The organism is Kitasatospora sp. NPDC002543, assembly GCF_053594915.1.
Genome location: NZ_JBSFWR010000019.1, coordinates 19,481 through 46,238 on the forward strand (window position 1 = coordinate 19,481; position 26,758 = coordinate 46,238).

Here is a 26,758-nt window from a genome sequence, read left to right on the forward strand (position 1 = left end):
GGGCCGCTCAGCGCAGCCGTTCGGCCCGCACCGCCAGCCGGGACGGCAGCACCGCCTCGATCCGGAACCCGCCGTCCGCCTCCGGTCCGGAGGAGAAGGTGCCGCCCAGCGCGATCACCCGCTCCCGCATCCCGACCAGTCCGTTGCCCCCGCTGGGCAGCGCGGCCGCACCCTTCTCCCCGCCCGGGCAGGCGTTCACCACCGCCACCCGCACCCCGTTCGGCGCGTACGAGAGCAGGACGGACACCTGGGCGCCGCCCGCGTGCTTGTGCGCGTTGGTCAGGCCCTCCTGGACGACCCGGTAGGCGGTCTGCTCGGCCTCGCCGGTGAACTCCTGCCGGCTGCCGCTGACCGTCAGGGTCACCGCCATCCCGGCCGCCCGGGACTGGTCCACCAGCCGGGGCAGCCCGGTCAGCGAGTCCGGCTCCGGCTGCCGCTCGTTCTCCATCCGCAGCACCCCGAGGATCTCGCGCAGTTCGTTCAGCGCCTGCCGGCCCACCTCGCCCATCAGCTTGGCGCTCTGCGCCGCCTTCTCCGGGTCCTTGCCGACGATCCGCTCCAGCGCTCCGGCGTGCACCACCATCAGCGACACCCGGTGCGCCACCACGTCGTGCATCTCCCGGGCGATCCGGGTGCGCTCCTCCAGCCGGGCCCGGCGGGCGCGCTCCTGCGCCTGTTCGGCCAGCAGGTCCAGTTCGGTCTCCAGGCCGTGCGCGCGGTCCTTGAGCGAGTCGATCAGCCGCCGCCGCGCGCCGACGTACAGTCCGGTCACCACCGGGGCGACCGTCAGCCCGACCGACACCATCATCGACAGCAGGATCTGGCCCCACAGCGGCGGCGGGTCCACCGGGACGTCCCCGGGCGTCATCAGCGACACCGCCATCACGGCGGCCGCCTCGGCGAAGGCCAGCCCGGACAGCGCCACCACCCGGCGGCGGCGGGAGGGCCACTCCCAGGTCGACGCGAGCGTGTACAGCGCCACCACCAGCAGCAGCACGCCCAGCATCCCGGGCATCACCAGCAGCGTCACCAGCACCGGTACGGCCGGCCAGCGCCGACGCACCACCAGGGAGCCGCCGGCCAGCGTGCCGAGCACGGCTATCCCGACCGCTCCCGCGGTACTGACGTGGATCCGGGCGGAGAGGAAGGCGATCGTGCTGACCGCGCACTCCACCGCGGCGAGCAGCGCCAGCCCGATGTCCAGGAGGGCGCCGCGCGGCCGCTCCCACCACCAGAACGACCGGACCGGCACGCGCTCCCCAGGCGACTTGCTCATGCCCCACAGCGTAAGCGGCAACCCCCTCCCCTCCCCACCGGGATTGCCCGGCACACGTCCCGGAGCCCTCAAGTGGTCCAGACCACAGGTGCTTTTCGGCGGGCCTGTCCGCCATCCGGCCACCTCGCGGACAGCACCGTCCCCGACACCTATGCTGGTCGCGTCGGACAGCGCGGTCCGCACGCGTCACACCCGCCACACGCGTGTGGCCTGTGACGATGAGCCGTTGCCGAACCCCACCACCACAGGGAGCCAGCCGTGACCGCTCCGGTCCCCGCCCCGGCGGACAACCCCACGCCCGCCCCCGCGGACAACGCCGCCCTGCGTGCGGACATCCGCCGCCTCGGCGACCTGCTCGGCGAGACGCTGGTCCGCCAGGAGGGCCCCCAGCTGCTGGGCCTGGTCGAACAGGTCCGACTGCTGAGCCGCACCGACGGCGAGGCCACCGCCGAACTCCTCTCCGACATCGACCTGGACACCGCGGCCAAGCTGGTCCGGGCGTTCTCCACCTACTTCCACCTCGCCAACGTCACCGAGCAGGTGCACCGCGGCCGCGAGTTCGCCACCCGCCGCGCCCGGCAGGGCTCGCTGCTCGCGCAGACCGCCGACCTGCTCGCCGAGGCCGACGCCAAGCACCTCCAGGACACCCTGGCCCACCTCGCGGTCCGCCCGGTCTTCACCGCGCACCCCACCGAGGCCGCCCGCCGCAGCGTCCTCAACAAGCTGCGCCGGATCGGCGAACTCCTCGACCGCATCCACCGCGACGAGGTCACCTCCGGCCTGGCCGCCGCCGACCAGGCCCGCACCAGCAGCGCCAAGCGCTCCGCCGACCGCCGCCTGGCCGAGGTCATCGACCTGCTCTGGCAGACCGACGAACTGCGCATCGCCCGCCCGGAGCCCACCGACGAGGCCCGCAACGCCGTCTACTACCTGGACGAGCTCTACCGCGAGGCCGTCCCCGAGGTCCTGGAGGAGCTGCACGAGGAGCTCGCCCGGGTCGGTCTGGTCCTGCCCGACGGCGTACGCCCGCTCACCTTCGGCACCTGGATCGGCGGCGACCGCGACGGCAACCCCAACGTCACCCCGCAGGTCACCTGGGACGTCCTCAACCTCCAGCACGAGTACGGCATCAAGGACGCGCTCGCCGCGATCGACGACCTGCGCAACACGCTCTCCACCTCCGAGCGGCTGGCCGGCGCCTCGGTCGAACTGCTCGCCTCGCTCAACACCGACCTGCACCTGCTCCCCGAACTCAGCCCGCGCTACAAGCGGATGAACGCCGAGGAGCCCTACCGCCTCAAGGCCACCTGCATCCGGCTCAAGCTGGAGAACACCCGCGAGCGGCTGGCCGGCGGCACCCCGCACGTCGACGGCCGCGACTACCTCGGCACCCGCGAACTGATCGCCGACCTGCGGCTGATCCAGGACTCGCTGCGCTCCCACCGCGGCGAGCTCATCGCCGACGGCCGCCTCGCCCGGGCCATCCGCACCGTCGAGGCCTTCGGCCTCCAGCTCGCCACCATGGACGTGCGCGAGCACGCCGAGGCCCACCACCACGCCCTCGGCCAGCTCTTCGACCGGCTCGGCGAGGAGGCCTGGCGCTACGCCGACATGCCCCGCGAGTACCGGCAGAAGCTGCTCGCCAAGGAGCTCCGCTCGCGCCGCCCGCTCGCCCCCACCCCGGCCCCGCTGGACGAGGCCGGCACCAAGACCCTCGGCGTGTTCAACACCATCCGCCAGGGCTTCGAGCGCTTCGGCGACGAGATCGTCGAGAGCTACATCATCTCCATGTGCCAGGGCGCCGACGACGTCTTCGCCGCCACCGTGCTGGCCCGCGAGGCCGGCCTGATCGACCTCCACGCCGGCATCGCCAAGATCGGCATCGTGCCGCTGCTGGAGACCACCGACGAACTCCAGCAGGCCGACCGCATCCTCGACGAGATGCTCTCCGACCCGTCGTACCGCCTGCTCGTCTCGCTGCGCGGCGACGTCCAGGAGGTCATGCTCGGCTACTCGGACTCCTCCAAGTTCGGCGGCATCACCACCTCCCAGTGGGAGATCCACCGCGCCCAGCGCCGACTGCGCGACGTCGCCCACCGCTACGGCATCCGGCTGCGCCTGTTCCACGGCCGCGGCGGCACCGTCGGCCGCGGCGGCGGCCCCTCGCACGAGGCCATCCTGGCCCAGCCCTGGGGCACCCTGGAGGGCGAGATCAAGGTCACCGAGCAGGGCGAGGTCATCTCCGACAAGTACCTGCTCCCCTCGCTGGCCCGGGAGAACCTGGAGCTGACCCTCTCCGCCACGCTCTCCGCCTCCGCGCTGCACACCGCCCCGCGCCAGGCCCCCGAGTCGCTGGCCCGCTGGGACGCCGCGATGGACCGGGTCTCCGAGGCCGCCCACACCGCCTACCGCGGGCTGGTCGAGCAGGAGGACCTGCCGAAGTACTTCTTCGCCTCCACCCCGGTCGACCAGCTCGCCTCGCTCCACCTGGGCTCCCGCCCCTCCCGCCGCCCCGACTCCGGCGCCGGCCTGGACGGCCTGCGGGCCATCCCGTGGGTGTTCGGCTGGACCCAGTCCCGGCAGATCGTCCCCGGCTGGTTCGGCGTCGGCTCCGGCCTCGCCGCCGCCCGCGCGGCCGGCCTCGGCGACGTGCTGGACGAGATGTACGGCGAGTGGCACTTCTTCCGCAACTTCCTGTCCAACGTCGCCATGACGCTGGCCAAGACCGACCTGCGGATCGCCCGCCACTACGTCGAGCAGCTGGTGCCCGGCGAGCTGCACCACGTCTTCGACGAGATCAAGGCCGAGCACGCGCTCACCCTGCGCGAGGTGCTCCGGCTCACCGGCGAGAGCGAACTGCTGGAGCACAACCCGGTGTTGAAGCAGACCTTCGCCGTCCGCGACGCCTACCTCGACCCGATCTCCTACCTCCAGGTCGCGCTGCTGCGCCGCCAGCGCGAGGAGCTCTCGGCCGGGCGCCAGGACGACCCGCTGCGCGCCCGGGCGCTGCTGCTGACCGTCAACGGCATCGCCGCCGGTCTGCGCAACACCGGCTGACGGCCGCTCCGAGAACGGCCGAGGGGCCGGTGTCCCGTCCGGGACACCGGCCCCTCGCCATGAGGCTCCGTGCGGTTCGGCGGGGCTCCGTGGGGCCCGTGCGGCCCTCGGGGCCCGGCAGGTCCCGCGGGGCTCCGCGGGACGGCTACTCCGCGCCCTCGCCGGCGCGCCGGCGCCTGAGCCACAGCGCCGCACCACCGGCCGCCACCACCAGGCCGCCGCCGACCGCCAGCAGGCCCGCGTCGGGGCCCATCGAGTCGCCGAGCACCGGGGCGAACTGCGCCGCCGCGGGCTCCGGGGAGTCCGCCGGGCCCGGCTCGGCCACCGGGTCCGCGTGCGCCACCGCACCGCCCGACAGCAGGATCCCGGCCGCCCCCAGCGCACCGGCCGTGCCGACCCGCCGTCCGAGCCGCTTCAGCTCGGCCACCCGGCGCCGTCGCACTCCGCGGACCGGACCCAATCCCCGCATCGAGAACTCCCCAGGACTCGTTCGCGTACCGGGCCGACGCTATCCGATCCCGCACAGGGTTCTCACACCGATTCAGGTTTGGGCGACCAAGCGTTGTACGACCGTTGCGTACTCCGCACACGGTGCTGACGTCCGGTCAGGACGGGTCAGGAGTTGTACGTTCCCTGGGCCCGCTCCAGCCCCTCGGACAGCAGCGCCTCCACCGCGTCCGCCGAGCGGTCCACGAACCACTCCAGCTCCTTGCGCTCGGTCGAGGAGAAGTCCTTCAGCACGAAGTCCGCGACCTCCATCCGGCCCGGCGGGCGGCCGATCCCGCAGCGCACCCGGTGGTAGTCCGGGCCCAGCGACTTGGTGATCGACTTCAGGCCGTTGTGGCCGTTGTCCCCGCCGCCCAGCTTCAGCCGCAGCGCCGCGTAGTCGATGTCCAGCTCGTCGTGGACCGCGATCAGCGCCGAGGCCGGAGCCTTGTAGAAGTCGCGCAGTGCCGTCACCGGCCCGCCGGAGAGGTTCATGAAGGACATCGGCTTGGCCAGCACCACCCGCTTGCCCGCCAGCCGCCCCTCGGCCACCTGCGCCCGGCTCTTGTGCGCCTTGAACCTGGCACCCATCCGCTGTGCCAGCAGGTCCACCACCATGAAGCCGATGTTGTGCCGGTTCCGGGCGTACTGCTCCCCGGGGTTGCCCAGCCCCACCACCAGCCAGGGGCCGTCGTAGTCCTCGCTCATGCGTCAACCTCCACGGCTCGCTCGCTGCGCTCGCTCACGCTTCTCTCCTCGTCTTCACCCTCGACGTCATCATCCCGGACGCACCGCTGCCCCGGTCGCTCCAGCTGGAGCGACCGGGGCAGCGGTCTCAGCGGTCGAACGCTACGAGGCTCAGGCCTCGGCGCCCTCGGCCTCGGCGGCCTCGTCCTCGGCCGGGGCGGCCTGGGCGGCGATGACCTGCAGCACGACGGCGTCGGCCTCGACGGCCAGGGAGACGCCGGCCGGCAGGACGATGTCCTTGGCGTGGACGGCGGCACCGGCCTCCAGGCCCTCGACCGAGACGGTCACGGACTCGGGCAGGTGGGTGGCCTCGGCCTCGATCGGCAGGGCCTGCAGGACGTGCTCCAGCAGGTTGCCGCCCGGGGCCAGCTCGCCCTCGGTGTGGACCGGGATCTCGACGGTGACCTTCTCGCCGCGCTTGACCAGCAGCAGGTCGACGTGCTCGATGGTGCGCTTGATGGCCTCGCGCTGGACGGCCTTCGGCAGGACGTACTCGTCCTTGCCCTCGATCGGAACGACCAGCAGGGCGTTCGGGGTCTTCAGGGCCATCATCAGGTCGTGGCCGGGCAGGTTCAGGTGAACCGGGGCGTGGCCGTGGCCGTAGACGACACCGGGGACGAAGCCGGCGCGGCGGGCGCGACGGGCGGCACCCTTGCCGAACTCGGAACGGGTCTCAGCGGCAATACGGATCTCGGACACGACTGCACTCCTCGTGGAAATGGCGCGGGGGTGCAGGCAACGCGAAAAACCGCCGGGACCACACCCTCAGTACGTTCGGGGGTCACTCGGCGGCAACGGCCTGCCGGCGGACGGGAATCCGGCACCGGCAGCGCGTCGATCACGGAGCGGGCGCCCGTCGAGCAGGCGCACGGCATCCCTCGCCGAGCAGTTTCACGAGTCTAACCGCACCGACGGCCTCCCGCGAAATCGGCGGCGGCCCCGGTCCGTCCGGACCGGGGCCGCCTGCGCGAGCCTTCGTCAGTGCACGCCCTCGAAGAGGCTGGTCACCGAGCCCTCCTCGAACACCTCGCGGATCGCGGCGGCGATCGACGGGGCGATGGACAGCGTGGTGATCTTGTCCAGCTGCAGCGAGGCGGGGGTGGGCAGCGTGTTGGTGAACACGAACTCGCTCACCCGCGAGTTCTTCAGCCGGTCCGCGGCCGGGCCGGAGAGCACACCGTGGGTGGCCGCCACCACGACGTCCGCGGCACCGTTGTCGAACAGCGCGTCGGCCGCGGCGCAGATGGTGCCGGCGGTGTCGATCATGTCGTCGACCAGCACGCAGACCCGGCCCTTGACGTCACCGACGACGTCGGCCGACAGGATGGTGTTGGCCTGGGTGATGTCGCGGCGCTTGTGGATGATCGCCAGCGGGGCGTCCAGCCGGTCGCACCACTGGTCGGCGACCTTCACGCGGCCGGCGTCCGGAGAGACGACCGTCAGCTTGGAGCGGTCCACCTTCTCGCCGATGTAGTCGGCCAGCAGCGGCAGCGCGAACAGGTGGTCCACCGGGCCGTCGAAGAAGCCCTGGATCTGCGCGGTGTGCAGGTCCACGGCCATCAGGCGGTCGGCGCCGGCCTGGCGCAGCAGGTCGGCGACCAGGCGGGCCGAGATGGGCTCGCGGCCGAGGTGCTTCTTGTCCTGGCGGGCGTAGCCGTAGAACGGCAGGATCGCGGTGATGCTCTTGGCGGAGGCCCGCTTCAGAGCATCGATCATGATCAGCTGCTCCATGATCCACTGGTTGATGGGAGCCGTGTGGCTCTGCATCACGAAGCAGTCCGCGCCGCGCGCGGAGTCCAGGAAGCGTACGTAGATCTCGCCGTTGGCGAAGTCCAGGGCCTTGGTGGGGACCAGCTCGGTCCCGAGCGCCGCGGCCACCTCACTCGCCAGCTCCGGGTGGGCACGGCCGGAGAAGAGCTTCAGCTTCTTCTCACCCGACGTCGTGATCCCGCTCACTGCACCGTCTCCTCGCGTTGCGGACGCTGAACCCTCGACCCGGCGGCGGGCAGGCAGGGCCCGCTCGCGGCACGGGTAGGGGAAATGTCGGTACGCCTGGACACGGGCGGTAAGCCCAGTGGCGCACGTATGTCCCCAAGGTTACGCGCCCGCGCAGAAACCGTCCGCCCCGGGACCGCCCAGCGGCCCCCCGGCCCGCCCGCTCAGGACTGCTCGGCGCCGTCCGCCGCGGCCTTCGCCGCCTGCGCGGACACCGTTCCGGGGCGCTTGCGCTCGACCCAGCCCTCGATGTTGCGCTGCGTGGCCCGGTTCACACCGAGTGCCCCGGCCGGGACGTCGTTGGTGATCACCGAGCCGGCGCCGGTGTAGGCGCCGTCACCGATGGTGACCGGAGCGATGAACATGTTGTCCGAACCGGTCCGGCAGTGCGCGCCGATGACCGTGCGGTGCTTGTTCACGCCGTCGTAGTTCACGGTGACCGAGGCCGCGCCGACGTTGGTGCCCTCGCCGATCGTGGCGTCGCCGATGTAGGACAGGTGCGGCACCTTGGCGCCCTCGCCCAGCTCGGAGTTCTTCACCTCGACGTAGGTGCCGACCTTCGCCTTGCGGGCCAGCTTGGCGCCCGGCCTCAGGTAGGCGTACGGGCCGGCGGTGGCCAGCTCGCCCACCTCGGCGCGGTCGGCCGTGGTGTTGCTGACCCGGGCGCCGGCGCCGACCAGGGTGTCCCGGAGGGTCGAGTTCGGGCCCACCTCGCAGCCCTCGCCCAGGTGCGTGGCGCCCTGGAGCTGGGTGTTCGGCAGCACCACGGCGTCCGGCTCGTACGTGACCTGCACGTCGAACCAGGTGGTCGCCGGGTCCACCACGGTGACGCCCTCGCGCATCGCCCGCTCCAGCAGGCGGTCGTTCAGCAGCCGGCGGGCCTGCGCCAGCTGGACCCGGTCGTTGATGCCCAGGATGTCCCGGTGGTCCTCGGCCACCACGGCGCCGACCCGGTGGCCCGCCTTGCGCAGGATCTCCAGGGTGTCGGTCAGGTACTCCTCGCCCTGCGAGTTGTCCGTGGTGAGCTCGCCCAGCGCCGCGGTGAGCAGCTCGGCGTCGAAGGCGAAGACGCCGGAGTTGATCTCGGTGATCGCGCGCTGGGTGGCGCTGGCGTCCCGCTCCTCGACGATCGCGGCGACGGTGCCGTCCTCGTCCCGCAGGATGCGGCCGTAGCCGAAGGGCTCCGGGACGACGGCCGTCAGCACGGTGACGCCGTTCCGCTGGGCGGTGTGCGCGTCGGCCAGCCGGCGCAGGGTCTCGCCGGTCAGCAGCGGCGAGTCGCCGGCGGTGACGATGACCGTGCCGTCCAGCGCGACGCCGTCGGCGGTCAGCGACTCCAGCGCCGTGCGCACCGCGTGCCCGGTGCCGTTCTGCTCCTCCTGCACCGCGGTGCGGGTGGCCGGGTAGTGCTCCGCCAGGTGCTCCACGACCTGCTCGCGCTGGTGGCCGACCACCACGACCAGCTGGCCCGGGGTCAGTTCCCGGGCCGCCGAGACCGCGTGGCCCACCAGCGAGCGCCCGCAGACCTCGTGCAGCACCTTGGGCAGCTTGTTCGACTTCATCCGGGTCCCGCCACCGGCGGCGAGCACGACAACGGCGGCAAGCGAATTGGCACCCATGCGGGGAGGCTCCTCGGTAGGTTCACAGAGAGGGCAGAGCAGGCCCGGCCCGGACCCAGGCCGGTCGCCATTCGCACAGTCCGCCGAGCAGCACCGACAATACCGGCGCGATCGAAAACGCCCGAACCCGAGGCGTGCAGAGGCTCCGCCGCTAGGATTCGAACCCAGACAAAGGCCTCCAAAGGGCCCTGTGCTGCCATTACACCACGGCGGACAGTCGTGTCAGACCCTACCCGAGAGGGCCCTGCCGTGGGTATCGACTTGACCGATCCGCGGCCCCATTTCCAGCGCCCGCGAGCCAACCCGCCGGGCCGGCGGTTCATCCATCCAGTCGGGTGAATTCACTCAAGCGCCGCGCGGCGGAGTGTTCCCCTGGACACGGAGCGCAACCTACGATGCCGTAGGTTACGCAAACGTAGCTCCGCTTCTCTCCCGTTTCTCTCCCGTTCCGGGACGCCGCAAAGGGACGCCCATGACCATCCAGGCAGGCGAGGCGCGCGCGGGGAACGCCGCGTCCGGCACTCCGTCACCCGACTCCGATCCCACCGGTCCCGCCGATCCGGCCGGGGCCACCGCCGCCGGCACCACGGCCGACACCACGGCCGCCCGGGCGTCCGCCACCCGCGGCGGGGAGAAGCAGGGCCTGGCCGAGCGGATCGCGCTCTCCCTGTTCATCCTCGTGCCGTTCGCCGCCCTGGTGGCCGCCGTTCCCGTCGCCTGGGGCTGGGGGGTGGGCTGGACGGACCTCGCGATCGCCGTCGCCATGTACTTCCTCACCTGCCACGGCGTCACCGTCGGCTACCACCGCTACTTCACCCACGGCGCCTTCAAGGCCAACCGCCCGGTGCGGCTGGCGCTGGCGATCGCCGGGAGTCTCGCCGTCGAGGGCCCGCTGGTGCGCTGGGTGGCCGACCACCGCAAGCACCACCGGTTCAGCGACAAGGACGGCGACCCGCACTCGCCCTGGCGCTACGGGGAGAGCCTCCCCGCCCTGATGAAGGGCCTGTGGTGGGCCCACATGGGCTGGATGTTCGACGAGGAGCAGACCTCGCAGGTCAAGTACGCCCCCGACCTGGTGCGCGATCCGGCCATGCGGCGGATCTCCCGGCTGTTCTGGCTCTGGACCACCATCTCGCTGCTGCTGCCCGCGCTGGTCGGCGGCCTGCTGAGCCTGTCCTGGGAGGGCGCGCTCTCCGCCTTCTTCTGGGGTTCGCTGGTCCGGGTGGCACTGCTGCACCACGTCACCTGGTCGATCAACTCGATCTGCCACGCCGTCGGCCGGCGCCCGTTCCGCTCCCGGGACCGCTCCGGCAACGTCTGGTGGCTCGCCGTGCTCTCCTGCGGGGAGTCCTGGCACAACCTGCACCACGCCGACCCGACCGCGGCCCGGCACGGGGTGCTGCGCGGACAGATCGACTCCTCGGCCCGGCTGATCCGCTGGTTCGAACTGGCCGGCTGGGTGCGGGACGTCCGCTGGCCGGACGCACAGCGGATCGCCGCCCGCCGCGCCGCATGAGGCGGCGCTTCCAGCATGATGTAGGGGTGAACGGGAGCAGCGCAGACAGCACAGGCGGTCACCACAGCACGCGGACGGACGCGGCGCCCGCCACGGCGCCGGCCCGTCCGCGGCCCGCTGCACCGGCGGCCGGCACCGAGGAGGGGGGCCCGGACCGGGCCGCCGGCGGCGGCTCGGCCGCGGCCCCGCGCCGCCGCGGCGGCCGGGTCCGGATGACCGGCAAGCAGCGGCGCGAACAGCTGCTGGAGATCGGCCGCACGGTCTTCGCCGAGCGCGGCTACGACGGCACCTCGGTGGAGGAGATCGCCGAGCGCGCCGGGGTGTCGAAGCCCGTGGTGTACGAGCACTTCGGCGGCAAGGAGGGGCTGTACGCGGTGGTCGTCGACCGCGAGATGCAGCTGCTGCTGGACATGGTGACCGGGGCGCTGACCGGCGGGCACTCCCGCGAGCTGCTGGAACAGGCCGCCTTCGCGCTGATGGACTACATCGACACCTCGACGGACGGCTTCCGGATCCTGGTCCGGGACTCCCCGGTGGCCCAGTCGACCGGCACCTTCGCCTCGCTGATCAGCGACATCGCCACCCAGGTCGAGGACATCCTGGGTCTGGAGTTCAAGTCCCGCGGCTTCGACGCCCGGCTCGCGCCGATGTACTCCCAGATGCTGGTCGGGATGGTCGCGCTGACCGGGCAGTGGTGGCTGGAGGTCCGCAAGCCGGACAAGGCGACGGTGGCGGCGCACCTGGTGAACCTCGCCTGGCACGGGCTGGAGGGCCTGGAGCGGCACCCGAAGCTGGTCGGCGAACGCAGGGGCTGACCGGCCCCGCCCGGGGCCGCTCGGGGCCTCTCGGGCCCCTGGGGGGCGGCCCGGCCCCTGGGGTTCGGCCCGGCACCTCGGGTCAGCCCGGCCCCTGGGGTCAGCCCGACCGCTTGGGTCAGCCCGACCGTTTGGTCCCCACCGCGAAGATCCGCCGGAACGGGAACACCGTCCCGCCCGGCCCGGCCGGGTAGGCCTCGCGCAGCAGCCGCCCGTACTCGGCGAGGAAGGCCGCCCGGTCGGCCGGGTCGGCGAGCCGGGTGAGGACCGGGCGCAGCGCGGTGCCCTTGACCCACTCCAGGACCGGGTCCGACCCCGGCAGCGGGGTCAGGTAGGTGGTCTCCCAGACGTCCGGGAGGCACCCGGCGGCGGCCAGGGCGTCGAGGTAGCGCTCGGGCGGGTGGACGCCGGCCCGGACGGCCTTCTCGCCGAGCGCGTCCCGCCAGCGGGCACTGCGGCGCAGGTCGGCGAGCAGGGTGTGGCTGGGGGCGTCGAAGTTGCCCGGCACCTGGAAGGCCAGCACCCCGCCGGGTTCGAGGGCGTCAGCCCAGCGCGGCAGCAGCGCCAGGTGCCCGTCCACCCACTGGAGGGTGGCGTTGGAGACGATCAGGTCGGGCCGGGCCGGAGCCGGGTCGTAGTCGCGGGCGTCGGCGAGCAGGTAGGAGGCACCGGGCTCGCCCTCGGCGCGGGCGGTGGCCAGCATCGGGGCGGAGTTGTCGACGCCGGTCAGCCGGGCGTGCGGCCAGCGCTCGCGCAGCACGGCGGTGGAGTTGCCGGGGCCGCAGCCGATGTCCAGGACCGTCTCGGCACCGGGGTGCGGGAGGGCGGGGACGCGGGCGAGCAGGTCACGCAGCGGGCGGGTGCGTTCGTCGGCGAAGCGCAGGTACTGCGCCGGGTCCCAGACGGGGGTGGTCATGGTTCACCTCGCAAGTATCTCGATATCAAGATATCCCCGGTAGCGTTCCTGGCACATTTCTCGATGTCAAGAGACTTCACATCGACACATCCACCGATACACTGATCGTCATGGAGGACGAGGTCGACAGGCTGGTCGCAGCGTGGCGCCGGGAGCGCCCCGACCTCGACGTGGAGCCGCTGGAGGTGCTCAGCCGGGTCAGCCGGCTCGCTCGGCACCTCGACCGCGCCCGCCGCGCCGCCTTCGCCGAGCACGGCCTGGAGCCCTGGGAGTTCGACGTCCTGACCGCCCTGCGGCGGGCCGGCTCCCCGTACCAGCTCTCCCCCGGCCAGCTGCTCACCCAGACCCTGGTCACCTCCGGCACCATGACCAACCGGATCGACCGGCTCACCGGCAAGGGCCTGGTCAAGCGCCTGCCCGACCCGGACGACCGGCGCGGCGTGCTGGTCCGGCTCACCGACGACGGGCGCGACCGCGCCGACCAGGCGCTCGCCGGACTGCTCGCCCACGAGCGCGAACTGCTCGCCCAGCTCACCTCCGGCCAGCAGACCGAACTCGCCGCGCTGCTGCGGCAGCTGGTCGCCCCGTTCGACAACATCCCGGGCTGACGGCGCTCCCGCTCGGGCCCCGGGGCTTGCCTCGGCTCGGCTCGGCCCGCCCTGGCCTGGCTCGGCTCGGGCCAGGGCTCGGCTCGGAACACGGGGTTCGGGACTCGGGACCCGGGGCTCGGGGCTCAGGGCCGTTCGACGGTGCTGACCGCCGGGGGCGACGGTGGCGCGACCGGCTCGGCCGGACTGACCCCGGCCCGGCGGGCGACCGCGACGGCCGCCAGCGTGGAGTGCACCCCGAGCTTGCCCAGCACGTTCTGCATGTGCGTCCGGACGGTGTGCGGCGACAGGTAGAGCCGCTCCGCGACGGCCTGCCGCCCGAGGCCCGCCACCATGCAGCGCAGGATCTGCTTCTCCCGCGGGGTCAGGGTGTCGACCAGCCGCTCGCTCTCGGTCCGGTCCCGCCGGGCGGTGGTGAGCTCGCGGATCACCCCGGTCAGCAGTGCGGGCGGCAGGTGCGTCTCGTCCCGCAGCACACCCCGGACCACCGCGAGCAGCCGGGCCAGCGAACTCTCCTTCGCCACCCAGCCGGTGGCACCCGCGTGCAGCGCCCGGGCGGCGCGGTGCGGATCGTCGGCGGTGGCCAGGACGACGGCGCGCAACCCGGGGTGGGCGCGCCGGAGCCTGGCCAGCAGGGTGATTCCGTCGGGCGGAGGGGCGGAGGGTCTGAACTGGTCGCCCCGCAGGGCGTCCGCCACGGGCCGGACGCCGCCCGGCAGCCCGCCCGACAGCGGGACCGGCACCCCCGCCGGTACGGCCGGCCGACGCGGCTGCGGCACGGGCGGGGCGACCCGGCCGCGCCGGACCTCGTCACCGTGCTCCGCTCCGGGCCGGCGCCGGACGGCCGCCGCGCCGGCCCCCTGGCCTCCCGCCGCACCGGGCGATCCGGCCGCGCCGATCCCCGCCCCCGCCGCGCCGGCCGCACCGGCCGTGCCGACCGCCTCGACGCCGAGATCGGCGTCGATCAGTGCCACGTCGAAGGCCCGGCCCTCGCCGGCCGCACGCTCCAAGGCCCGCTCGGCGGCGGCGGCACTGCCCGCCGCGCCCACCTCCACGTCCGGCTCGGCGGCCAGCGCCGCGGCCAGCGCCTCGGCGAAGATCCGGTGGTCGTCGACCACCAGGACGCGAATCCGCGCCATCGTCCCTCCCCCTGCTCACACCGCCCGAGCCCGGGGCGGGGACCGGCCCGGCATCCGCGTTCCGGACCCGCCGTTCCGCCCGCTCACCGGTGGCCGGTGAGGCCGAATGGGCGCCGGCCCCCACCGGTACCGCACTCAGCCTACGGGGCGGGAAACGGGCTCGTGGCGATTCGGTGAAGTTTCGTCAGAACCTGCGTGGTTGGCTGGACTTGGGCCGTCGATCCCTCGCCGAGGAGCGGTCCCCGCCCGGCCACCCCTCTCCAACCAGCCTTCTCTCGAAGGCCGTTGCTCAACAGCCATTGCTCAACAGCCGTCACTCAACGGGCGTCGCTCAACGGGCGTCGCCCGACAGCTGTTGCCCGACGGGCATCGTTCACCCGGCGTTCTTCGCCAGGGTGAACTCCCAGGCGTCGGCGACGATCTCGTCCAGGTTCGGACGGCGCGGGGTCCAGCCCAGCGTCTCGTGGGCCCGGGCGGCCGAGGCCACCAGCACCGCCGGGTCGCCGGCCCGACGGCCCGCGACCTGCACCGGGATCTCCCGGCCGGTGACACGCTTGACCGACTCGATCACCTCGCGCACCGAGAAGCCGCTGCCGTTGCCCAGGTTGCAGATCAGGTGCTCGCCCGGCCGGGCCGCGTCCAGCGCCAGCAGGTGCGCGTCGGCCAGGTCGGCGACGTGGATGTAGTCGCGGATGCAGGTGCCGTCCGGGGTCGGGTAGTCGTCGCCGTACACCGCGATGTGCGGGCGCTGCCCCAGCGCGGCCTGGAAGACCAGCGGGATCAGGTGCGACTCGGGGTCGTGCCGCTCGCCGTAGGCACCGTACGCGCCGGCCACGTTGAAGTAGCGCAACGAGACCGCGGCCAGGCCGTGCGCGACGGCCTCACTGGTGATCAGGTGGTCCACGGCGAGCTTGGTGGCGCCGTAGGTGTTGGTCGGCGCGGTGCGGGCGGTCTCGGCGATCGGCACGGCCTCCGGCTCGCCGTAGGTGGCGGCGGTCGAGGAGAACACCAGCTTGCGCACGCCCGCCGCGCGCATCGCGCTGATCAGCTCCAGCGAACCGGCCACGTTGTTGCGCCAGTACTTCTCCGGGTCCGCGACCGACTCGCCGACCTGCGAGGAGGCGGCGAAGTGCAGCACCCCGTCGAAGGAGCCGTCCAGCACCTTGTCGGCCTCCTGGATCCGGCCCTCGACGAACTCGGCACCGGCCGGGACGCCCTCGCGGAAACCGGTGGAGAGGTCGTCCAGGACGGTCACCCGGTGCCCCGCCTCCAGCAGGTGGGCGGCGACCACGCCGCCGACGTAGCCGGCGCCACCCGTGACCAGGTACTTACTCATGTTGCGACCTCCAGCGAACGACGGTCCGCCCGAACGGGCGGAAGCCATCGACGGAATGCGAACGACTGGGGTCATTCTCCCAATCCCGCAAGGGTGCTCCGCACCACCCGGACGGCCGCTCCCGACCTTCTCACCGAGTCCTCAGGCGCCGGCCATCCGCTCCAGCAGACCGGTGCGCGCCGCCACCGCGGCCGCCTCCAGCCGGGTCCGCGCACCGAGCTTCATCAGCACCCGCTGGACGTGCGTCCGGGCGGTGCTGGCGGCGATCCGCATCCCGGCGGCGATCGCCGCGGTGTCCTCGCCGTCCGCGATCCGGGCCAGCACCTGCACCTCACGGCGGGTCAGCAGCCGCAGCAGCCGGACGGCCTCGTCGTCCGGTTCGGCCACCGGGCGCAGCAGTTGGTCGAAGGCCCCGCGCAGGATGTCCACCGCGACCGCGGCCTCGCCCGCGCGCGCCCGTCCGATGGCCCGCTCGACCACCTCGATCCGCTCGTCACTGGGCACGTACCCGGCCGCTCCGGCCGCGAACGCCCCTGCCACACCGCGCAGTTCACCCACCGGGCCGAGCACGATCACGGCCACCTCGGGACGCTCGCGACGGATCCGGCGCAACCCGTCGAAGGCCCCCGACTCCCCCGGCGCGGCCACCCCCAGCAGACACACCTCGGGCCGCCGCCCGACCACCAGGTCCGCGGCGACACCGGCCGGGGAACCGACCGCGAGCACCCGGTGACCGCGCAGCTGAAGTGCGGTGGCCAGCGCCTCGGCCAGCAGCCGATGGTCGTCGACCACCACGAGTCGAACACCCATGACGCCCTCCCGGTCGGGGTTCGGCTCGCGCCCCGCACCCCTCGGGCGGGCGGCCGATGACGCACCATCACAGCGCATTCCGTACCCGACCCGCTAGGCCGTGGCGTGTCGGGGTGCGCCGGGGCTCCTCGGGGCGCGCCGGCGGCGCGGCCCTCGCCTGAAACGCGAAAGACCCCCGCCACGAGGCGAGGGTCTTTCAGTGGAGCCCCCATGCGGAATCGAACCGCAGACCTTCTCCTTACCATGGAGACGCTCTACCGACTGAGCTATAGGGGCTTGCTCGCTTGCCGGTGTTTCTCCCGGCCGCTCGAACAAGGAAGACATTACACGGCTCCGGGGCCGGAAGGGAAATCGGCCTCCGCTCCGGCCGCTCCACCTCTCCCGGACCTCTCCCGAGCTCCTCCCGGGCCTCGTCGCGGGAGGGCGCGACTCCCGCTGCGGGCCGGCCCGACCCTCGCCCCGCGTCGGCTCAGCCCTCGCCGTGCGCCGCGTCGAACTCCTCGCGGGCCGCCAGCATCCGCCCGGCGCGGCGCTCCGTCCACCGGCCGACCGGCGCCAGCAGCTCGGCCAGTTCGCGACCGAGCGGCAGCAGACTGTAGACCACCCGCGGCGGCGTCTCCGGGAAGACCGTACGGAGCACCAGCCCGCCGCGCTCCAGGTTGCGCAGGGACTGGGTGAGCATCTTGCGGCTGACTCCGCCGACCCCGCGCTGGAGTTCGGAGAAGCGCTGCGGTCCGCAGGCGTGGAGGCTCATCAGGATCAGCATCGACCACTTGTCGGCCAGCTCGGCGAACAGCTCGCGACTGGGGCAGAGCCGGCCGAACACGTCGTAGGCCTGCCCGCCCCGCGGCTCCTCCCGCACGTCTCGCACGTCCCGCTCCGCGGGCTGTCCGGTCCGGGTCCGGGCCGCTTCCTCCGTCGTCATGCCTCCAGGGTAGCCCTCAAGGTCTCCGATCGACCCTTGGTAACCAATAGAGACCTGGTCTATATTCGAGACCGCAAGGCCGGGGCCGCGGAACACCGCGGCACACCGGCCCCGCACCGCCCTGCCCTGCCCCGTTCCGCGCCCGTCCCCGCGCCCGTCCTCCCTGGAGTGCCCCCATGACCGCCATCCGTCCGACCGTCGCCCTCGCCTACCACTCCGGCTACGGCCACACCGCCGTGATCGCCGAGGCCGTCGCCCGCGGCGCCGCCGCCGCCGGCGCCGAGGTCCTCCCGATCGCCGTCGACACCATCACCGACGAGCAGTGGGCCCAGCTCGACGCCGCCGACGCGATCGTCTTCGGCTCCCCCACCTACATGGGCACCGCCTCCGGCGCCTTCCACGTCTTCGCCGAGGCCACCAGCAAGCGCTGGTTCTCCGACGCCTGGAAGGACAAGGTCGCGGCCGGCTTCACCAACTCCGCCTCCAAGAGCGGCGACAAGGCCAGCACCCTGGCCTTCTTCCAGACCCTCGCCGCCCAGCACGGCATGAGCTGGGTCAACCTCGGCCTCAAGCCCGGCTGGAACGCCACCACCGCCTCCGAGAACGACCTCAACCGGCTCGGCTTCTTCAACGGCGCCGCCGCGTCCTCCCCGTCCGACGCCGGCCCGGAGGCCGTCCACAAGGCCGACATCGCCACCGCCGAGCACCTCGGCGAGCGCGTCGCCCGGCACACCGCCGTCGTGCTGGCCGGCCGCGCCGCCCTGGCCGGCTGAGCCCCCGCGCCCTGCCGTCAGGCCGCCGGGTCCGTCCCCCACCGGGGCGCCCGGCGGCCTCCGCCGTCCGTCGTACCGCCCGGACCGCCGGGACCGCCGGGGGCCGCCCCCTCCACCGACCCGAGCTCCGCGCCGGTGTTCTCCGGCAGCATCCACAGACACCCCAGGGCCAGCACACCCAGCACCGCCAGGTACCAGCCCACCGGCTGCGCCGTCCCGTACGCCCCGGTCAGCCTGGTCGCCACCAGCGGCGTCGTCGCACCGCCGACCACACCGCCCAGGTTGTACGTCAGCGCCGCACCCGTGTAGCGCACCCTCGTCGGGAACAACTCCGGCAGGAACGCCGCCAACGGCCCGAACATGCCGCCCAGCACCACCATCGCCCCCGCCAGCGCGACCGACATCAACGGCCGGCTCACCGTCTCCAACAGCGGGAACAGCACCGGCGACCAGACCGCGGCCAGCCCCGTCGCCCACCGCAGCGTCCGCCGCCGCCCCCACCGGTCACTCCACGAGGCGCTCAGCCACACCGTCGCGGCCATCCCCACCGCACCCACCAGCAGCATCGACAGGACCACCGTGCTCGCCACCCCCAACCCGCTCGTCGCGTACGCCAACGCGTACGTCGTGGTCAGGTAGAACAGCGCGTACCCCACCGTGATCGCCCCACCGCCCGCCAGCACCGGGCGCCAGTGCTCGCGCAGCACCTCCAGCACCGGTAGCCGCTCACGGCGCTCCCCCGCCCGGAACAGCGGCGACTCCTCGACCCGCAACCGCACGAACAGCCCCACCGCGACCATCACGAACGAGGCCAGAAACGGCACCCGCCAACCCCACGCGCGGAACGCCCCCTCGTCCAGGCCGAGTTGCAGCGCCAGGAACACCCCGTTCGCCAACACGAACCCGATCGTCGGCCCCAACTGCAGGAACCCCCCGTACCGCCCCCGCCGCCCGGTCGGCGCGTTCTCCGCGATCAGCAGCGCCGCCCCACCCCACTCCCCGCCCAACCCCACGCCCTGACACACCCGCAGCACCACCAGCACCGCCGGCGCCCACCACCCCCACACCGCGAACCCCGGCAACAGCCCCACCCCCGCCGTCGCCAGCCCCATCAGCAACAGCGACACCACCAGCGTCGCCTTCCGCCCCACCCGGTCCCCGAAGTGCCCGAACACCACCGCCCCCACCGGCCGGGCCAGGAACGCCACCGCGTACACCGAGAACGCCGCCAACAGCGCCCCCACCGTGCCCAATCCGGGAAAGAACACCGGACCGAACACCAACGCGGCCGCCGTCCCGTAAATGAAGAAGTCGTAGAACTCGATCGCCGTCCCGATCAGCGCCGCAGCCGCCGCCCGCCGCACCTGCCCGACCCGCCAAGCACCCTCCGCATCCATACCGCCACCCTCGCCACCACCGCCCCACCCCACCAGCCGCCACCCGAGTGACCCCGGCGCACCCCCACCACCCGCACGCCCCACACCACGCACGAGGGCGCCGGGATGACCCGACGCCCTCACCCACGTGCCCACCCGAACGCGACTACCTCGCGTACGGATTGTCCTCCGGCGGAGGCACCTGAACCCCCTCCGGCTTCCGCCGACGCCGCACCACCGCGAACACCACGCCCGCCACCAGCACCAACCCGGCCACCACACCACCCACGACCGGCAGCGCACCACCCGAACCGGCCTCCGACTTCCCCGCCACCGGCCGCGCCGACGGCACATCAGTCGGACTCTCGACCGGAACCGGTACCGCCGACGCGGGCGCCGACGGCACCGGAGCCGCGTCAGCCGAAAGCGGCGACACATTCGCCGGACCCGGATCCCCCGGATCCGTCAGCGCAACCCGCGGACGCACAGCGCCATAACCGATCAGATCGTTGCGACCGGACGCGTCATTCGCCTTCCCCGCAGTATTGGTCAGCACCCGCAACACCTGGTTCCCCGTCCAATCCGGGTGCAACGACCACACCAAAGCCGCCGATGCGGAAACCAAGGCCTGCCCGATCTGGTCCAGGAAGTCAGTCGAAACGAGCGACCCGACTTTTCCGGTGTTGATCTTCAGCGGGAGGATCTTGACTCCAGGAGAGACGCCTTGTGCGCCGGTCCCCGAATTCCCCTTGCCGGTCCCGGCGATGAGGCTGGCAATGCCCGTGCCGTGACCGTCCGCGAATGACCCGAAACCACCGGGGCTCCCACTGAAGTCCTTGCCGGGCAGGAACTGCCCCTCCAGGTCGGGATGATCCAGCTTGAACCCACTGTCGATCACCGCGACAGTGACGCCCTGACCCTTGGCCACCTTCCACATCTCCGGGGCGCGCATCGCCTCCAGGTGCCACTGCTGCTGCCGAATCGAGTCATCCGCGGCAGCCTGCGTCGCCACCACCCCCGTCACGCACAAACTCGCAGCCGCAAGGAACGCAACCCGGCGAGCCCACATCCCCCTACTCCCCCAACAATCTGAACTACCTCGTATACGGATTGTCCTCCGGCTTCCGCCGACGCCGCATCAGCACGAAAACCACCCCAGCCACCAACACCAACCCGGCCACCACACCACCCACGACCGGCAGCGCACCGCTCGAACCGGCCGACTTCTCCGCCACCGGCCGCGCGGACGGAGCGCCCACCGCCACATCGGTCGGACTCTCGACCGGAACCGGTACCGCCGCCGACGGCACCGGGGCCACCGATGGCGCAGCCGCGTCAGTCGGAATCGGCGACACATTCGCCGGACCCGGATCCCCCGGATCCGTCAGCGCAACCCGCGGACGCACGGCCCCGTAACCGATCAGATCGTTGCGGCCGGAGGCGTCGTTCGCCTTCCCCGCGGTGTTGATGAGCACCCGCAGCACTTGGTTCCCCGTCCAGTCCGGGTGCAACGACCACACCAAAGCCGCCGATGCGGAAACCAAGGCGGTCGCATCCGACGTGCCGTGGCTCTTGCAGTAGCCGGTGGCACCGGTACAGGCCGCGATCATGTCCACACCCGGGGCGACAAGAGCAACCTGCGGTCCACGCTCGGACTCGGCAGTGACCGTACCGTTCCGGTCCGAGGCTCCCACCCCGACCACATTGGGCAGGGCCCCCGGGTATTCGACGATGTTCCCGTCATTTCCGGAGTTTCCGACGCTGGAGACCACCAGCGCGCCCTTTGCCCGCGCCCATGCCAGCGTCTTGTTCAGCTTTTCCACATCAGCCGGCGTCGTTGTGACGGCGGCAGTCCCCTGCGAGATGTTGATGACCTTGGCGCCTTGTTCGACCGCATACGTGACGGCCTGGCCGATCTGGTCCAGGAATTCGGCCGAAACCACCCCCCGCTCGGATCCGTTCGCGATCTTCAACGGAAGGATCTTGGCATGGGGAGCAAGGCCGTAGGCCCCCTTGCCGCCATCGGACTTCCCGGTTCCCGCGATGAGGCTGGCCATCTCCGTTCCATGGCCATTCGCAGAGGATCCGACTCCACCCGGGCTGCCGCTGAAGTCCTTGCCCTGGAGGAACTGGCCGACCAGATCCGGGTGATCCAGCTTGAAACCGCCGTCGATGACGGCAACGGTTACGTTTTCCCCCTTGGAGGTGTTCCACATCTCCGGGGCACGCATGGCATCCAGGTGCCACTGATCGTCACGGATCACACCGGCAGCAAACGCTGGCGCTGCGATCGGGCCGACCACGATCCCCGCCGCCACAAGCGCCGCAGCAGTAGCCCGCCAACGCGCTCGCGCGTTCGTCCGCCCCATCACAACTCCTCGTCAATCTCTCCGTCGACCGGGAAGCGTGCCCCGAACAAGCCTGCCCGGCCACCGGGGAAGCCCAGTGGCCGGGCAGTCGTTGCCGTCCTACTCAATCACGTCCGGGTTGCTGTGCGGCGTACCGCTGGTCCAGGTCTCCTCGTCCTCGTGCAGGTAGTCGGCCCGCTTGCGGCGGTCGCGCTCGTTCCGGCCGCCGTGGCCCGCCGTACCGGGGGTCATCATGCCGTTCTGCCTGGCCTGGGGTCCGCCCTCGCCGGCGGCCGCCGCACGGTTGCGCAGGCCGGTGCCACCGGGTGTGAACTCCCCGCCCGCGGTCGGCCCCTTGCGGCCTCCGACCGTCCCGCCCGTGGTCGAGGCCAGGCCCCGGCCGCGCGAGCCGCCGCCCGCACCGACCGCACCACCGTGGGCGCCGCCCATACCGGGGTGCATGCCGCCGCCCATGCCGGCGGGCCCGCCGGCCCGGCCACCGGCCGGTCCCGCCTCGCGGGCGCCGAAGACCGTCCCGCTGGGCAGACCCGGAGTACCGCCCCTGCCCTGACCGGGGCCTCCGCCGAACGGGGTCGTGCGTGCCGGTATCTGGCCGCCGCCCTTGCCGGGGAGGAACCCGCTGCCACCGCCGCCCTTGGCCGGGACGGAGCCGCCGCCCGTTCCCGTGGGGAAGCCCGGGACCGGGCCGCCGCCGGGGACGCCGGGCCCGGTGCCCGGGCCGTTCGGCCCGCTCGGGTACCCGGGAAGGGTGGTCGGCCCGTCCGTCGGCAGCTGGCCGCCGCCAGGACCGTACGGGCCGGTCTGGGTGGGCAGGGTCGGTGCGGGGGGCAGGCTGTTGAGGTCGGTGCCCGGGCGGTTGACCGGCTCCGACGGGTAGGACGGCGGGGTCGAGACCCCCGGGTCCTGCGGCGCGGGCGGCAACTGGCCGCCGCCACCGTGCGACGGGGGCGGGGTGCTGCCCGGGTTGGACGGGCCCGGCCCGCCCGCCCCCGGGTCACGGGGCAGGACCTTTCCGCCGCCGTAGTTCCCGTCGCCGGACGGGTTGGAACCGCCCCCGACGCTTCCGCCGCTCAAACGGGGTGAGCGAACCAGCCCTCCGGAACCACCCGCGCCCCCGGAACCTCCGCCCTGGGGGTAAACCGAAGAGTCATTCCGGTCCTTCGCACCAGGCGTCCCCGGCAGCACCACGTCCGTGGGGATCCCGTTCAGCGTCGTCGTCGCCGCGTTGTACGCCTGCGCCAACTTCTCCATCTGGAGGACGGCTTCCTGGTGCTCCTTGTCGACCTTGGCCTTGGCCAGGGTGAACTCCGTGGCCGTCACCCACTTGGGGTCGACCGTCTTCATGTACTGGTCGGCGGTCTGGCCGACGGCGAGCTGGGGGATCTTCACCAGGCTCGACTGGCTGTTGTACTTGCTGACTGCCTGGATCTCCGTCTTCGGCGGCTCCGGCACGGCGGCCTTGGCGGTGCTGAGGGCCTCGCCCGCCTGGTGCATCGCGTCACCGGCGGTCGTGGCGTGGTCGCCGATGATCTGCGCGGACTGCTGCAGGTTGTTCACCCAGGTCTTGAAGTTCTCGGCCGCAGGGCCTTCCCAGGTGACGTTGCCGACGTGCGACTTGAGCGCCGTGCTGAGTTCCTTCAGCACCCGGCCCGCCGATTGCAGTTGGGTGCCGCGGCTGAGGACCGTCGCCGGATCCGTGCTGTCCACCATCTTGCGCAGGTGGGCGTGTTCCATGCCTTCGAAGTTGGTGCTGGCTGTCACTGCGTGTTCCCCGTCTCCCCGTAAGACTCTCCCCGGACCGCCATCAGTACTTGCCGTCGCCCGTGCCCGGCGCCGGGGTGGTGACGCCCGCGTTCTTCGCGACGGCATTCTGGTCGGCCGTCGTGTGGTCCTCGTTGTTCGCGTAGACGCTCGCCGTCTTCGAGACCGCGGTCTGCATCGCCTGGATCTGCGACGCGAAGTCCTTGTGCAGCTGGACGAGTTGGCCGTGGACCTTACCGTAGGCGGCGGTCAGGGCCGTCGCCTCGGCGAACTCCGCGCTCGCGAAGCTCTTGCCCGTCAGCTTCTGCTCCTGGAGCTTGTACGGCGCGGCCTCGGAGCCCTCCATCGCGGCGAGCAGGGCTTCGACCTTCCCGGCGAACGTCCTGAGCGTGTCGAGCTCGATCTGGACGTTCTGCTGGCCGAAGGCCGACACCAGGTCGCCGGCGCTGACGCTCGTCTGCACCTTGCTGACGATGGGCGCGATGTTGACCACGCCGAACGGCCACGGGAGCTGCTGGTCCAGCATGTACGGCGCCGCGTCGCCCGAGGGCCCTGGGCTCTTGGGGTCCGTGCCCGTCGCGCCGGGTTCCGGGCTCGCCGAGGGGTTCGTCGAAGGGGTGGGCGAGGGGCTGGCCGACGGGCTCGGCGAGGGGCTCGGGGCCGGGCTCGGTGAAGGGCTCGGCGAGGGACTCGCCGAGGGTGTCGGCGTCGGACTGGGTGACGGACTCGCCGAAGGAGTCGGCGTCCCCGAACTAGTTGCATTGCCTGCCACGGCAGTTCACCTCTCCCCCGTACGGCCTGCCGCCCCGGGCATCCCGGACGGCCGCGGGCCGCAACACACCGTCAACTTCTGGCTCGCACCGTCCTGGTCGGTGCACCGCCCGCCCTGTGGGCGGTTTCCGCCTCCGTCATCGTAGCCACCACCCCTGTCGGACCGGCAGGGACCTTGGCCCGCCCGCAAACGATCGGTACGAACTTGACACGTGCGAGGCGCCGCGGCGGTCCTGGGTAGACTGACCCGGAACGCCCCCTTCTGCCGCGCAATGTCGCACAGCAGCGACCCAAGGCCGCAGAACGGACGTGACCGCGTGAGCTCCCTCGACGTCTCCTCCTCCCCCTGGTGGGCCCGTGCCGCGCGGCCCGCGCGGCCGTTGGTGCCGGTGGCGCTGATGGTGCGGGCGGCGGTGGGCATGGCGGTGCCGTTGGCGGTGGGGTTGCTGGCGCACCGGCTGGATCTGGGGGTGTTCGCCGGGCTCGGGGCGATGCACGCGACGATGAACGACCGGGTCGAGCCGGGCAGGCTGCGGGCCGCCCGGATCGGGTGGGCGGTGCTCGCCTCCGCGTTCGGCATGCTGATCGGTACCGCTCTCCAGCACGCCGATGCGGACGGCCTGGCCCTGGGGGTCGCGCTGACGCTGACCGCTTTCGTGTCCGGTGCGCTGAGCTCGACGGGTCCGCGCGGTTCGGCGGCCGGGATGCTGCTGCTGGTGTCGGCCGCGCTGGGCAGCGGGATGCCGTTGCCGCGTCCGTGGTGGGCGGCGGCGCCGTTGCTGCTGGTGGGGGCGGCGTTCGTGGTGCTGCTCGGACTGCGGGCGGGGGTGCCGCGCCGGCCTGCCGCGGATCCGTGCAACCGGGCGCTGGCCGCCGCGTACGACGCGCTCGGCCGTACCCTCGCCGATCTGGGCGGCCCGCGGGCGGGGGCTTCGCGCCAGGTGCTGACGGCCCGCCTGAACCAGCTCCAGGACCTCCTCGGCCCGGACCGCCCGAGCCGCCCGGACCGCCCGGACCGCCCGAGCCGCCTGAGCCGCGGGGGCAGCCCGAGCCGCCGGGAGCGCCGGAACGCGCGGGACGAGCGGAGCACACGGGACCGCCGGCGCCGGATGTACGAGGCCGCGCTGGCCGCCACCGAGGCGGCGACCGGGCTGCTGTGGGCCCGCCGTCCCGTCCCGCCGGAGGTGGCCGAGATACCGGGCCGGCTGGCGGCCGCCGTGCGGCGGGGCGGCGGCGAGGTCGAGGTTCCCGACTGGCGGCCCGACACCCCCTCGCGGCAGGCCCTGGACGTGGCACTGCGCGCCGCCGCCGACACGGTGGCCGGCCGCGAGACGCGGCTCGGCACCGCCCCCGCGCCGCCGCCGGACCCGTGGCGGCTGCGGGTGCGGCTGCTGTCCCGGGGTTCGGTGCGGTACGGGCTGCGCGTCGCGCTGTGCATCGCGGCCGGTTCGGCGGTCACCGCCAACTACCCGCTCAGCAAGAGCTACTGGGTGCCCATGACGATCGCCTTCGTGCTCAAGCCGGACCTCGGCTCGGTGTTCCTGCGCGCGGTGAGCCGCTCGGTCGGCACGGTGCTCGGGGTGGCGGTGACCGCGGCGCTGCTGACGGCCACCACCGACGAGTGGGCGCTGACCGTGATGGCGGCCGGCTGCGTGGCCCTGCTCCCGTACGCCACGGCGGCGCACTACGGGCTGAACACCGTGGTGGTGACGCCGATGGCGCTGGTCCTGCTGCAGCTCGGCGGGCAGAGCAGCGCCGCCGAGTTCTGGCCCCGGGTCCTGGACACGGTGCTGGCCAGCGCGATCGTCCTGCTCTTCGGCTACCTGCTGTGGCCGGAGCGCCCTCGGCACCGGATCGAGCCGAGGCTGGTCGACGCGGCGACGGCGCTGCGGTCCTACCTCGACGCCGTCGCCGAGAGCGCCGTCACCGAGAACGCCGTCACTGACAGCGCCGTCACCGGGAGCGCCGTCGCCGACAACGGCGCTCCCGGCCGCCCCGGCAACGCCCAGGTGTGGCTGCGCCGTAGGGCCTACCGGTCGCTGGCGGACGCCCGCCGGGAGGTGCGGCAGGGGCTGTCCGAGCCGCCGCCCACCGGCCGGCTGGCCGAGCGGTGGCTGCCGGCGACGGCGGCGCTGGAGCGGCTGGGTGGTGCGGTGGCGGCCTTCGCGGCGCAGATCCGGTACGGCGGCCGGGTGCCGGACCGGGCCGAGGTCGACCGGGTGCGGCGCGCGCTGGACGAACTCACCGCCGCCGCCCGGGCGCACCGCCCGCCGGCGGCTCCGCCCGCCTCGGCCGCCTCGAACACCGCGCCCGCCCCGAACACCGCGCCCGCGACGAGTCCGGCCATCGACCCGGCGCCCCGACCGGCCGCCCCGCACGACCCGACGCGCAGCGCGCTGGGCCGTGCGGCGGAGGAGCTCGAAGCGCTCCTCCGCCACCGATCCGACGGGTGATCCGCCCGGG

Annotated in this window: 22 protein-coding genes and 2 tRNA genes; 6 read left to right on the plus strand and 18 right to left on the minus strand. The window is 73.0% G+C overall.

Annotated features, from left to right (window positions below; translation table 11 throughout):
- Nucleotides 1-7: 7 nt before the first annotated feature.
- On the minus strand, nucleotides 8-1,276 hold the full coding sequence (locus ACWD4P_RS11275) for a sensor histidine kinase (RefSeq protein WP_359827729.1): 1,269 nt from the start codon (nucleotides 1,274-1,276) through the stop codon (nucleotides 8-10).
- Nucleotides 1,277-1,534: 258 nt separating this feature from the next.
- On the opposite strand from ACWD4P_RS11275, the gene ppc reads away from it, so the two are divergent.
- A complete protein-coding gene (gene ppc, locus ACWD4P_RS11280; RefSeq protein ID WP_359827728.1) occupies nucleotides 1,535-4,333 on the plus strand; it encodes a phosphoenolpyruvate carboxylase in 2,799 nt (932 codons plus the stop codon).
- Between the two features lie 145 nt (nucleotides 4,334-4,478).
- Here ppc and ACWD4P_RS11285 read toward each other — a convergent pair whose 3' ends face one another.
- The 6 genes from ACWD4P_RS11285 to ACWD4P_RS11310 form a co-directional block, all read right to left on the minus strand.
- Nucleotides 4,479-4,760 (minus strand): hypothetical protein, encoded by a 282-nt coding sequence (locus ACWD4P_RS11285; protein WP_359827727.1) that lies wholly within the window; start codon nucleotides 4,758-4,760, stop codon nucleotides 4,479-4,481.
- A 188-nt stretch (nucleotides 4,761-4,948) separates the two neighbouring features.
- Nucleotides 4,949-5,527, minus strand: a complete 579-nt coding sequence (gene pth, locus ACWD4P_RS11290; protein WP_359827726.1) for an aminoacyl-tRNA hydrolase — start codon at nucleotides 5,525-5,527, stop codon at nucleotides 4,949-4,951.
- Nucleotides 5,528-5,677: 150 nt separating this feature from the next.
- Nucleotides 5,678-6,265 (minus strand): 50S ribosomal protein L25/general stress protein Ctc, encoded by a 588-nt coding sequence (locus ACWD4P_RS11295; RefSeq protein ID WP_359827724.1) that lies wholly within the window; start codon nucleotides 6,263-6,265, stop codon nucleotides 5,678-5,680.
- A gap of 279 nt (nucleotides 6,266-6,544) precedes the next feature.
- Complete coding sequence (locus ACWD4P_RS11300) at nucleotides 6,545-7,522, minus strand: ribose-phosphate diphosphokinase (RefSeq protein WP_359827723.1); 978 nt, start codon at nucleotides 7,520-7,522, stop codon at nucleotides 6,545-6,547.
- Between the two features lie 203 nt (nucleotides 7,523-7,725).
- On the minus strand, nucleotides 7,726-9,180 hold the full coding sequence (gene glmU, locus ACWD4P_RS11305) for a bifunctional UDP-N-acetylglucosamine diphosphorylase/glucosamine-1-phosphate N-acetyltransferase GlmU (protein ID WP_449779411.1): 1,455 nt from the start codon (nucleotides 9,178-9,180) through the stop codon (nucleotides 7,726-7,728).
- Nucleotides 9,181-9,323: 143 nt separating this feature from the next.
- Nucleotides 9,324-9,394, minus strand: a tRNA-Gln gene (locus ACWD4P_RS11310).
- A 258-nt stretch (nucleotides 9,395-9,652) separates the two neighbouring features.
- Here ACWD4P_RS11310 and ACWD4P_RS11315 point away from each other — a divergent pair.
- Entirely contained in the window at nucleotides 9,653-10,696 is a 1,044-nt protein-coding gene (locus tag ACWD4P_RS11315; protein ID WP_449779412.1) for an acyl-CoA desaturase, read from the plus strand.
- Nucleotides 10,697-10,908: 212 nt separating this feature from the next.
- On the plus strand, nucleotides 10,909-11,511 hold the full coding sequence (locus ACWD4P_RS11320) for a TetR/AcrR family transcriptional regulator (protein ID WP_359827732.1): 603 nt from the start codon (nucleotides 10,909-10,911) through the stop codon (nucleotides 11,509-11,511).
- A gap of 118 nt (nucleotides 11,512-11,629) precedes the next feature.
- Here the strand turns inward: ACWD4P_RS11320 and ACWD4P_RS11325 are convergent, their stop codons facing one another.
- The gene (locus ACWD4P_RS11325; protein WP_449779413.1) at nucleotides 11,630-12,427 is read right to left on the minus strand and encodes a methyltransferase domain-containing protein; all 798 of its coding nucleotides are present in this window, start codon (nucleotides 12,425-12,427) and stop codon (nucleotides 11,630-11,632) included.
- A 110-nt stretch (nucleotides 12,428-12,537) separates the two neighbouring features.
- Here ACWD4P_RS11325 and ACWD4P_RS11330 point away from each other — a divergent pair, with 110 nt between their 5' ends.
- Nucleotides 12,538-13,035, plus strand: coding sequence for a MarR family winged helix-turn-helix transcriptional regulator (locus ACWD4P_RS11330; protein WP_359827718.1), 498 nt, complete (start codon nucleotides 12,538-12,540; stop codon nucleotides 13,033-13,035).
- A gap of 125 nt (nucleotides 13,036-13,160) precedes the next feature.
- Here the strand turns inward: ACWD4P_RS11330 and ACWD4P_RS11335 are convergent, their stop codons facing one another.
- The 5 genes from ACWD4P_RS11335 to ACWD4P_RS11355 all read right to left on the minus strand — a co-directional run bounded on the left by ACWD4P_RS11335 (nucleotide 13,161) and on the right by ACWD4P_RS11355 (nucleotide 17,245).
- The gene (locus ACWD4P_RS11335; protein WP_449779414.1) at nucleotides 13,161-14,174 is read right to left on the minus strand and encodes a LuxR C-terminal-related transcriptional regulator; all 1,014 of its coding nucleotides are present in this window, start codon (nucleotides 14,172-14,174) and stop codon (nucleotides 13,161-13,163) included.
- A 373-nt stretch (nucleotides 14,175-14,547) separates the two neighbouring features.
- On the minus strand, nucleotides 14,548-15,510 hold the full coding sequence (gene galE, locus ACWD4P_RS11340) for a UDP-glucose 4-epimerase GalE (protein ID WP_359828823.1): 963 nt from the start codon (nucleotides 15,508-15,510) through the stop codon (nucleotides 14,548-14,550).
- A 141-nt stretch (nucleotides 15,511-15,651) separates the two neighbouring features.
- Nucleotides 15,652-16,320: a response regulator transcription factor gene (locus tag ACWD4P_RS11345; protein ID WP_359828825.1), complete on the minus strand. Its 669-nt coding sequence runs from the start codon at nucleotides 16,318-16,320 to the stop codon at nucleotides 15,652-15,654.
- A 200-nt stretch (nucleotides 16,321-16,520) separates the two neighbouring features.
- Nucleotides 16,521-16,596, minus strand: a tRNA-Thr gene (locus tag ACWD4P_RS11350).
- A gap of 193 nt (nucleotides 16,597-16,789) precedes the next feature.
- Nucleotides 16,790-17,245 (minus strand): winged helix-turn-helix transcriptional regulator, encoded by a 456-nt coding sequence (locus tag ACWD4P_RS11355; RefSeq protein WP_359828827.1) that lies wholly within the window; start codon nucleotides 17,243-17,245, stop codon nucleotides 16,790-16,792.
- A 176-nt stretch (nucleotides 17,246-17,421) separates the two neighbouring features.
- Between ACWD4P_RS11355 and ACWD4P_RS11360 the strand changes: the two genes are divergently transcribed.
- Complete coding sequence (locus ACWD4P_RS11360) at nucleotides 17,422-18,018, plus strand: flavodoxin family protein (protein ID WP_359828828.1); 597 nt, start codon at nucleotides 17,422-17,424, stop codon at nucleotides 18,016-18,018.
- Nucleotides 18,019-18,035: 17 nt separating this feature from the next.
- Here ACWD4P_RS11360 and ACWD4P_RS11365 read toward each other — a convergent pair whose 3' ends face one another.
- The 5 genes from ACWD4P_RS11365 to ACWD4P_RS11385 all read right to left on the minus strand — a co-directional run bounded on the left by ACWD4P_RS11365 (nucleotide 18,036) and on the right by ACWD4P_RS11385 (nucleotide 24,050).
- Nucleotides 18,036-19,415 (minus strand): MFS transporter, encoded by a 1,380-nt coding sequence (locus tag ACWD4P_RS11365; protein WP_449779415.1) that lies wholly within the window; start codon nucleotides 19,413-19,415, stop codon nucleotides 18,036-18,038.
- A gap of 145 nt (nucleotides 19,416-19,560) precedes the next feature.
- Entirely contained in the window at nucleotides 19,561-20,418 is an 858-nt protein-coding gene (locus ACWD4P_RS11370; protein ID WP_449779416.1) for a S8 family serine peptidase, read from the minus strand.
- 70 nt (nucleotides 20,419-20,488) lie between these two features.
- The gene (mycP, locus tag ACWD4P_RS11375) at nucleotides 20,489-21,763 is read right to left on the minus strand and encodes a type VII secretion-associated serine protease mycosin (protein ID WP_449779417.1); all 1,275 of its coding nucleotides are present in this window, start codon (nucleotides 21,761-21,763) and stop codon (nucleotides 20,489-20,491) included.
- Between the two features lie 99 nt (nucleotides 21,764-21,862).
- A complete protein-coding gene (locus ACWD4P_RS11380) occupies nucleotides 21,863-23,524 on the minus strand; it encodes a hypothetical protein (protein ID WP_449779418.1) in 1,662 nt (553 codons plus the stop codon).
- A gap of 43 nt (nucleotides 23,525-23,567) precedes the next feature.
- A complete protein-coding gene (locus tag ACWD4P_RS11385; RefSeq protein ID WP_359828836.1) occupies nucleotides 23,568-24,050 on the minus strand; it encodes a hypothetical protein in 483 nt (160 codons plus the stop codon).
- Between the two features lie 562 nt (nucleotides 24,051-24,612).
- On the opposite strand from ACWD4P_RS11385, the gene ACWD4P_RS11390 reads away from it, so the two are divergent.
- Nucleotides 24,613-26,748 (plus strand): FUSC family protein, encoded by a 2,136-nt coding sequence (locus ACWD4P_RS11390; RefSeq protein WP_449779419.1) that lies wholly within the window; start codon nucleotides 24,613-24,615, stop codon nucleotides 26,746-26,748.
- Nucleotides 26,749-26,758: the final 10 nt, after the last annotated feature.

Coding starts and splice junctions, on each gene's coding strand:
- ACWD4P_RS11275 (WP_359827729.1), bottom strand. CDS start 1,276: ATGAGCAAGTCGCCTGGGGAGCGCGTGCCGGTCCGGTCGTTCTGGTGG.
- pth (WP_359827726.1), bottom strand. CDS start 5,527: ATGAGCGAGGACTACGACGGCCCCTGGCTGGTGGTGGGGCTGGGCAAC.
- glmU (WP_449779411.1), bottom strand. CDS start 9,180: ATGGGTGCCAATTCGCTTGCCGCCGTTGTCGTGCTCGCCGCCGGTGGC.
- ACWD4P_RS11315 (WP_449779412.1), top strand. CDS start 9,653: ATGACCATCCAGGCAGGCGAGGCGCGCGCGGGGAACGCCGCGTCCGGC.
- ACWD4P_RS11320 (WP_359827732.1), top strand. CDS start 10,909: ATGACCGGCAAGCAGCGGCGCGAACAGCTGCTGGAGATCGGCCGCACG.
- ACWD4P_RS11325 (WP_449779413.1), bottom strand. CDS start 12,427: ATGACCACCCCCGTCTGGGACCCGGCGCAGTACCTGCGCTTCGCCGAC.
- ACWD4P_RS11330 (WP_359827718.1), top strand. CDS start 12,538: ATGGAGGACGAGGTCGACAGGCTGGTCGCAGCGTGGCGCCGGGAGCGC.
- ACWD4P_RS11335 (WP_449779414.1), bottom strand. CDS start 14,174: ATGGCGCGGATTCGCGTCCTGGTGGTCGACGACCACCGGATCTTCGCC.
- galE (WP_359828823.1), bottom strand. CDS start 15,510: ATGAGTAAGTACCTGGTCACGGGTGGCGCCGGCTACGTCGGCGGCGTG.
- ACWD4P_RS11345 (WP_359828825.1), bottom strand. CDS start 16,320: ATGGGTGTTCGACTCGTGGTGGTCGACGACCATCGGCTGCTGGCCGAG.
- ACWD4P_RS11355 (WP_359828827.1), bottom strand. CDS start 17,245: ATGACGACGGAGGAAGCGGCCCGGACCCGGACCGGACAGCCCGCGGAG.
- ACWD4P_RS11360 (WP_359828828.1), top strand. CDS start 17,422: ATGACCGCCATCCGTCCGACCGTCGCCCTCGCCTACCACTCCGGCTAC.
- ACWD4P_RS11365 (WP_449779415.1), bottom strand. CDS start 19,415: ATGGATGCGGAGGGTGCTTGGCGGGTCGGGCAGGTGCGGCGGGCGGCG.
- mycP (WP_449779417.1), bottom strand. CDS start 21,763: ATGGGGCGGACGAACGCGCGAGCGCGTTGGCGGGCTACTGCTGCGGCG.
- ACWD4P_RS11385 (WP_359828836.1), bottom strand. CDS start 24,050: ATGCTGGACCAGCAGCTCCCGTGGCCGTTCGGCGTGGTCAACATCGCG.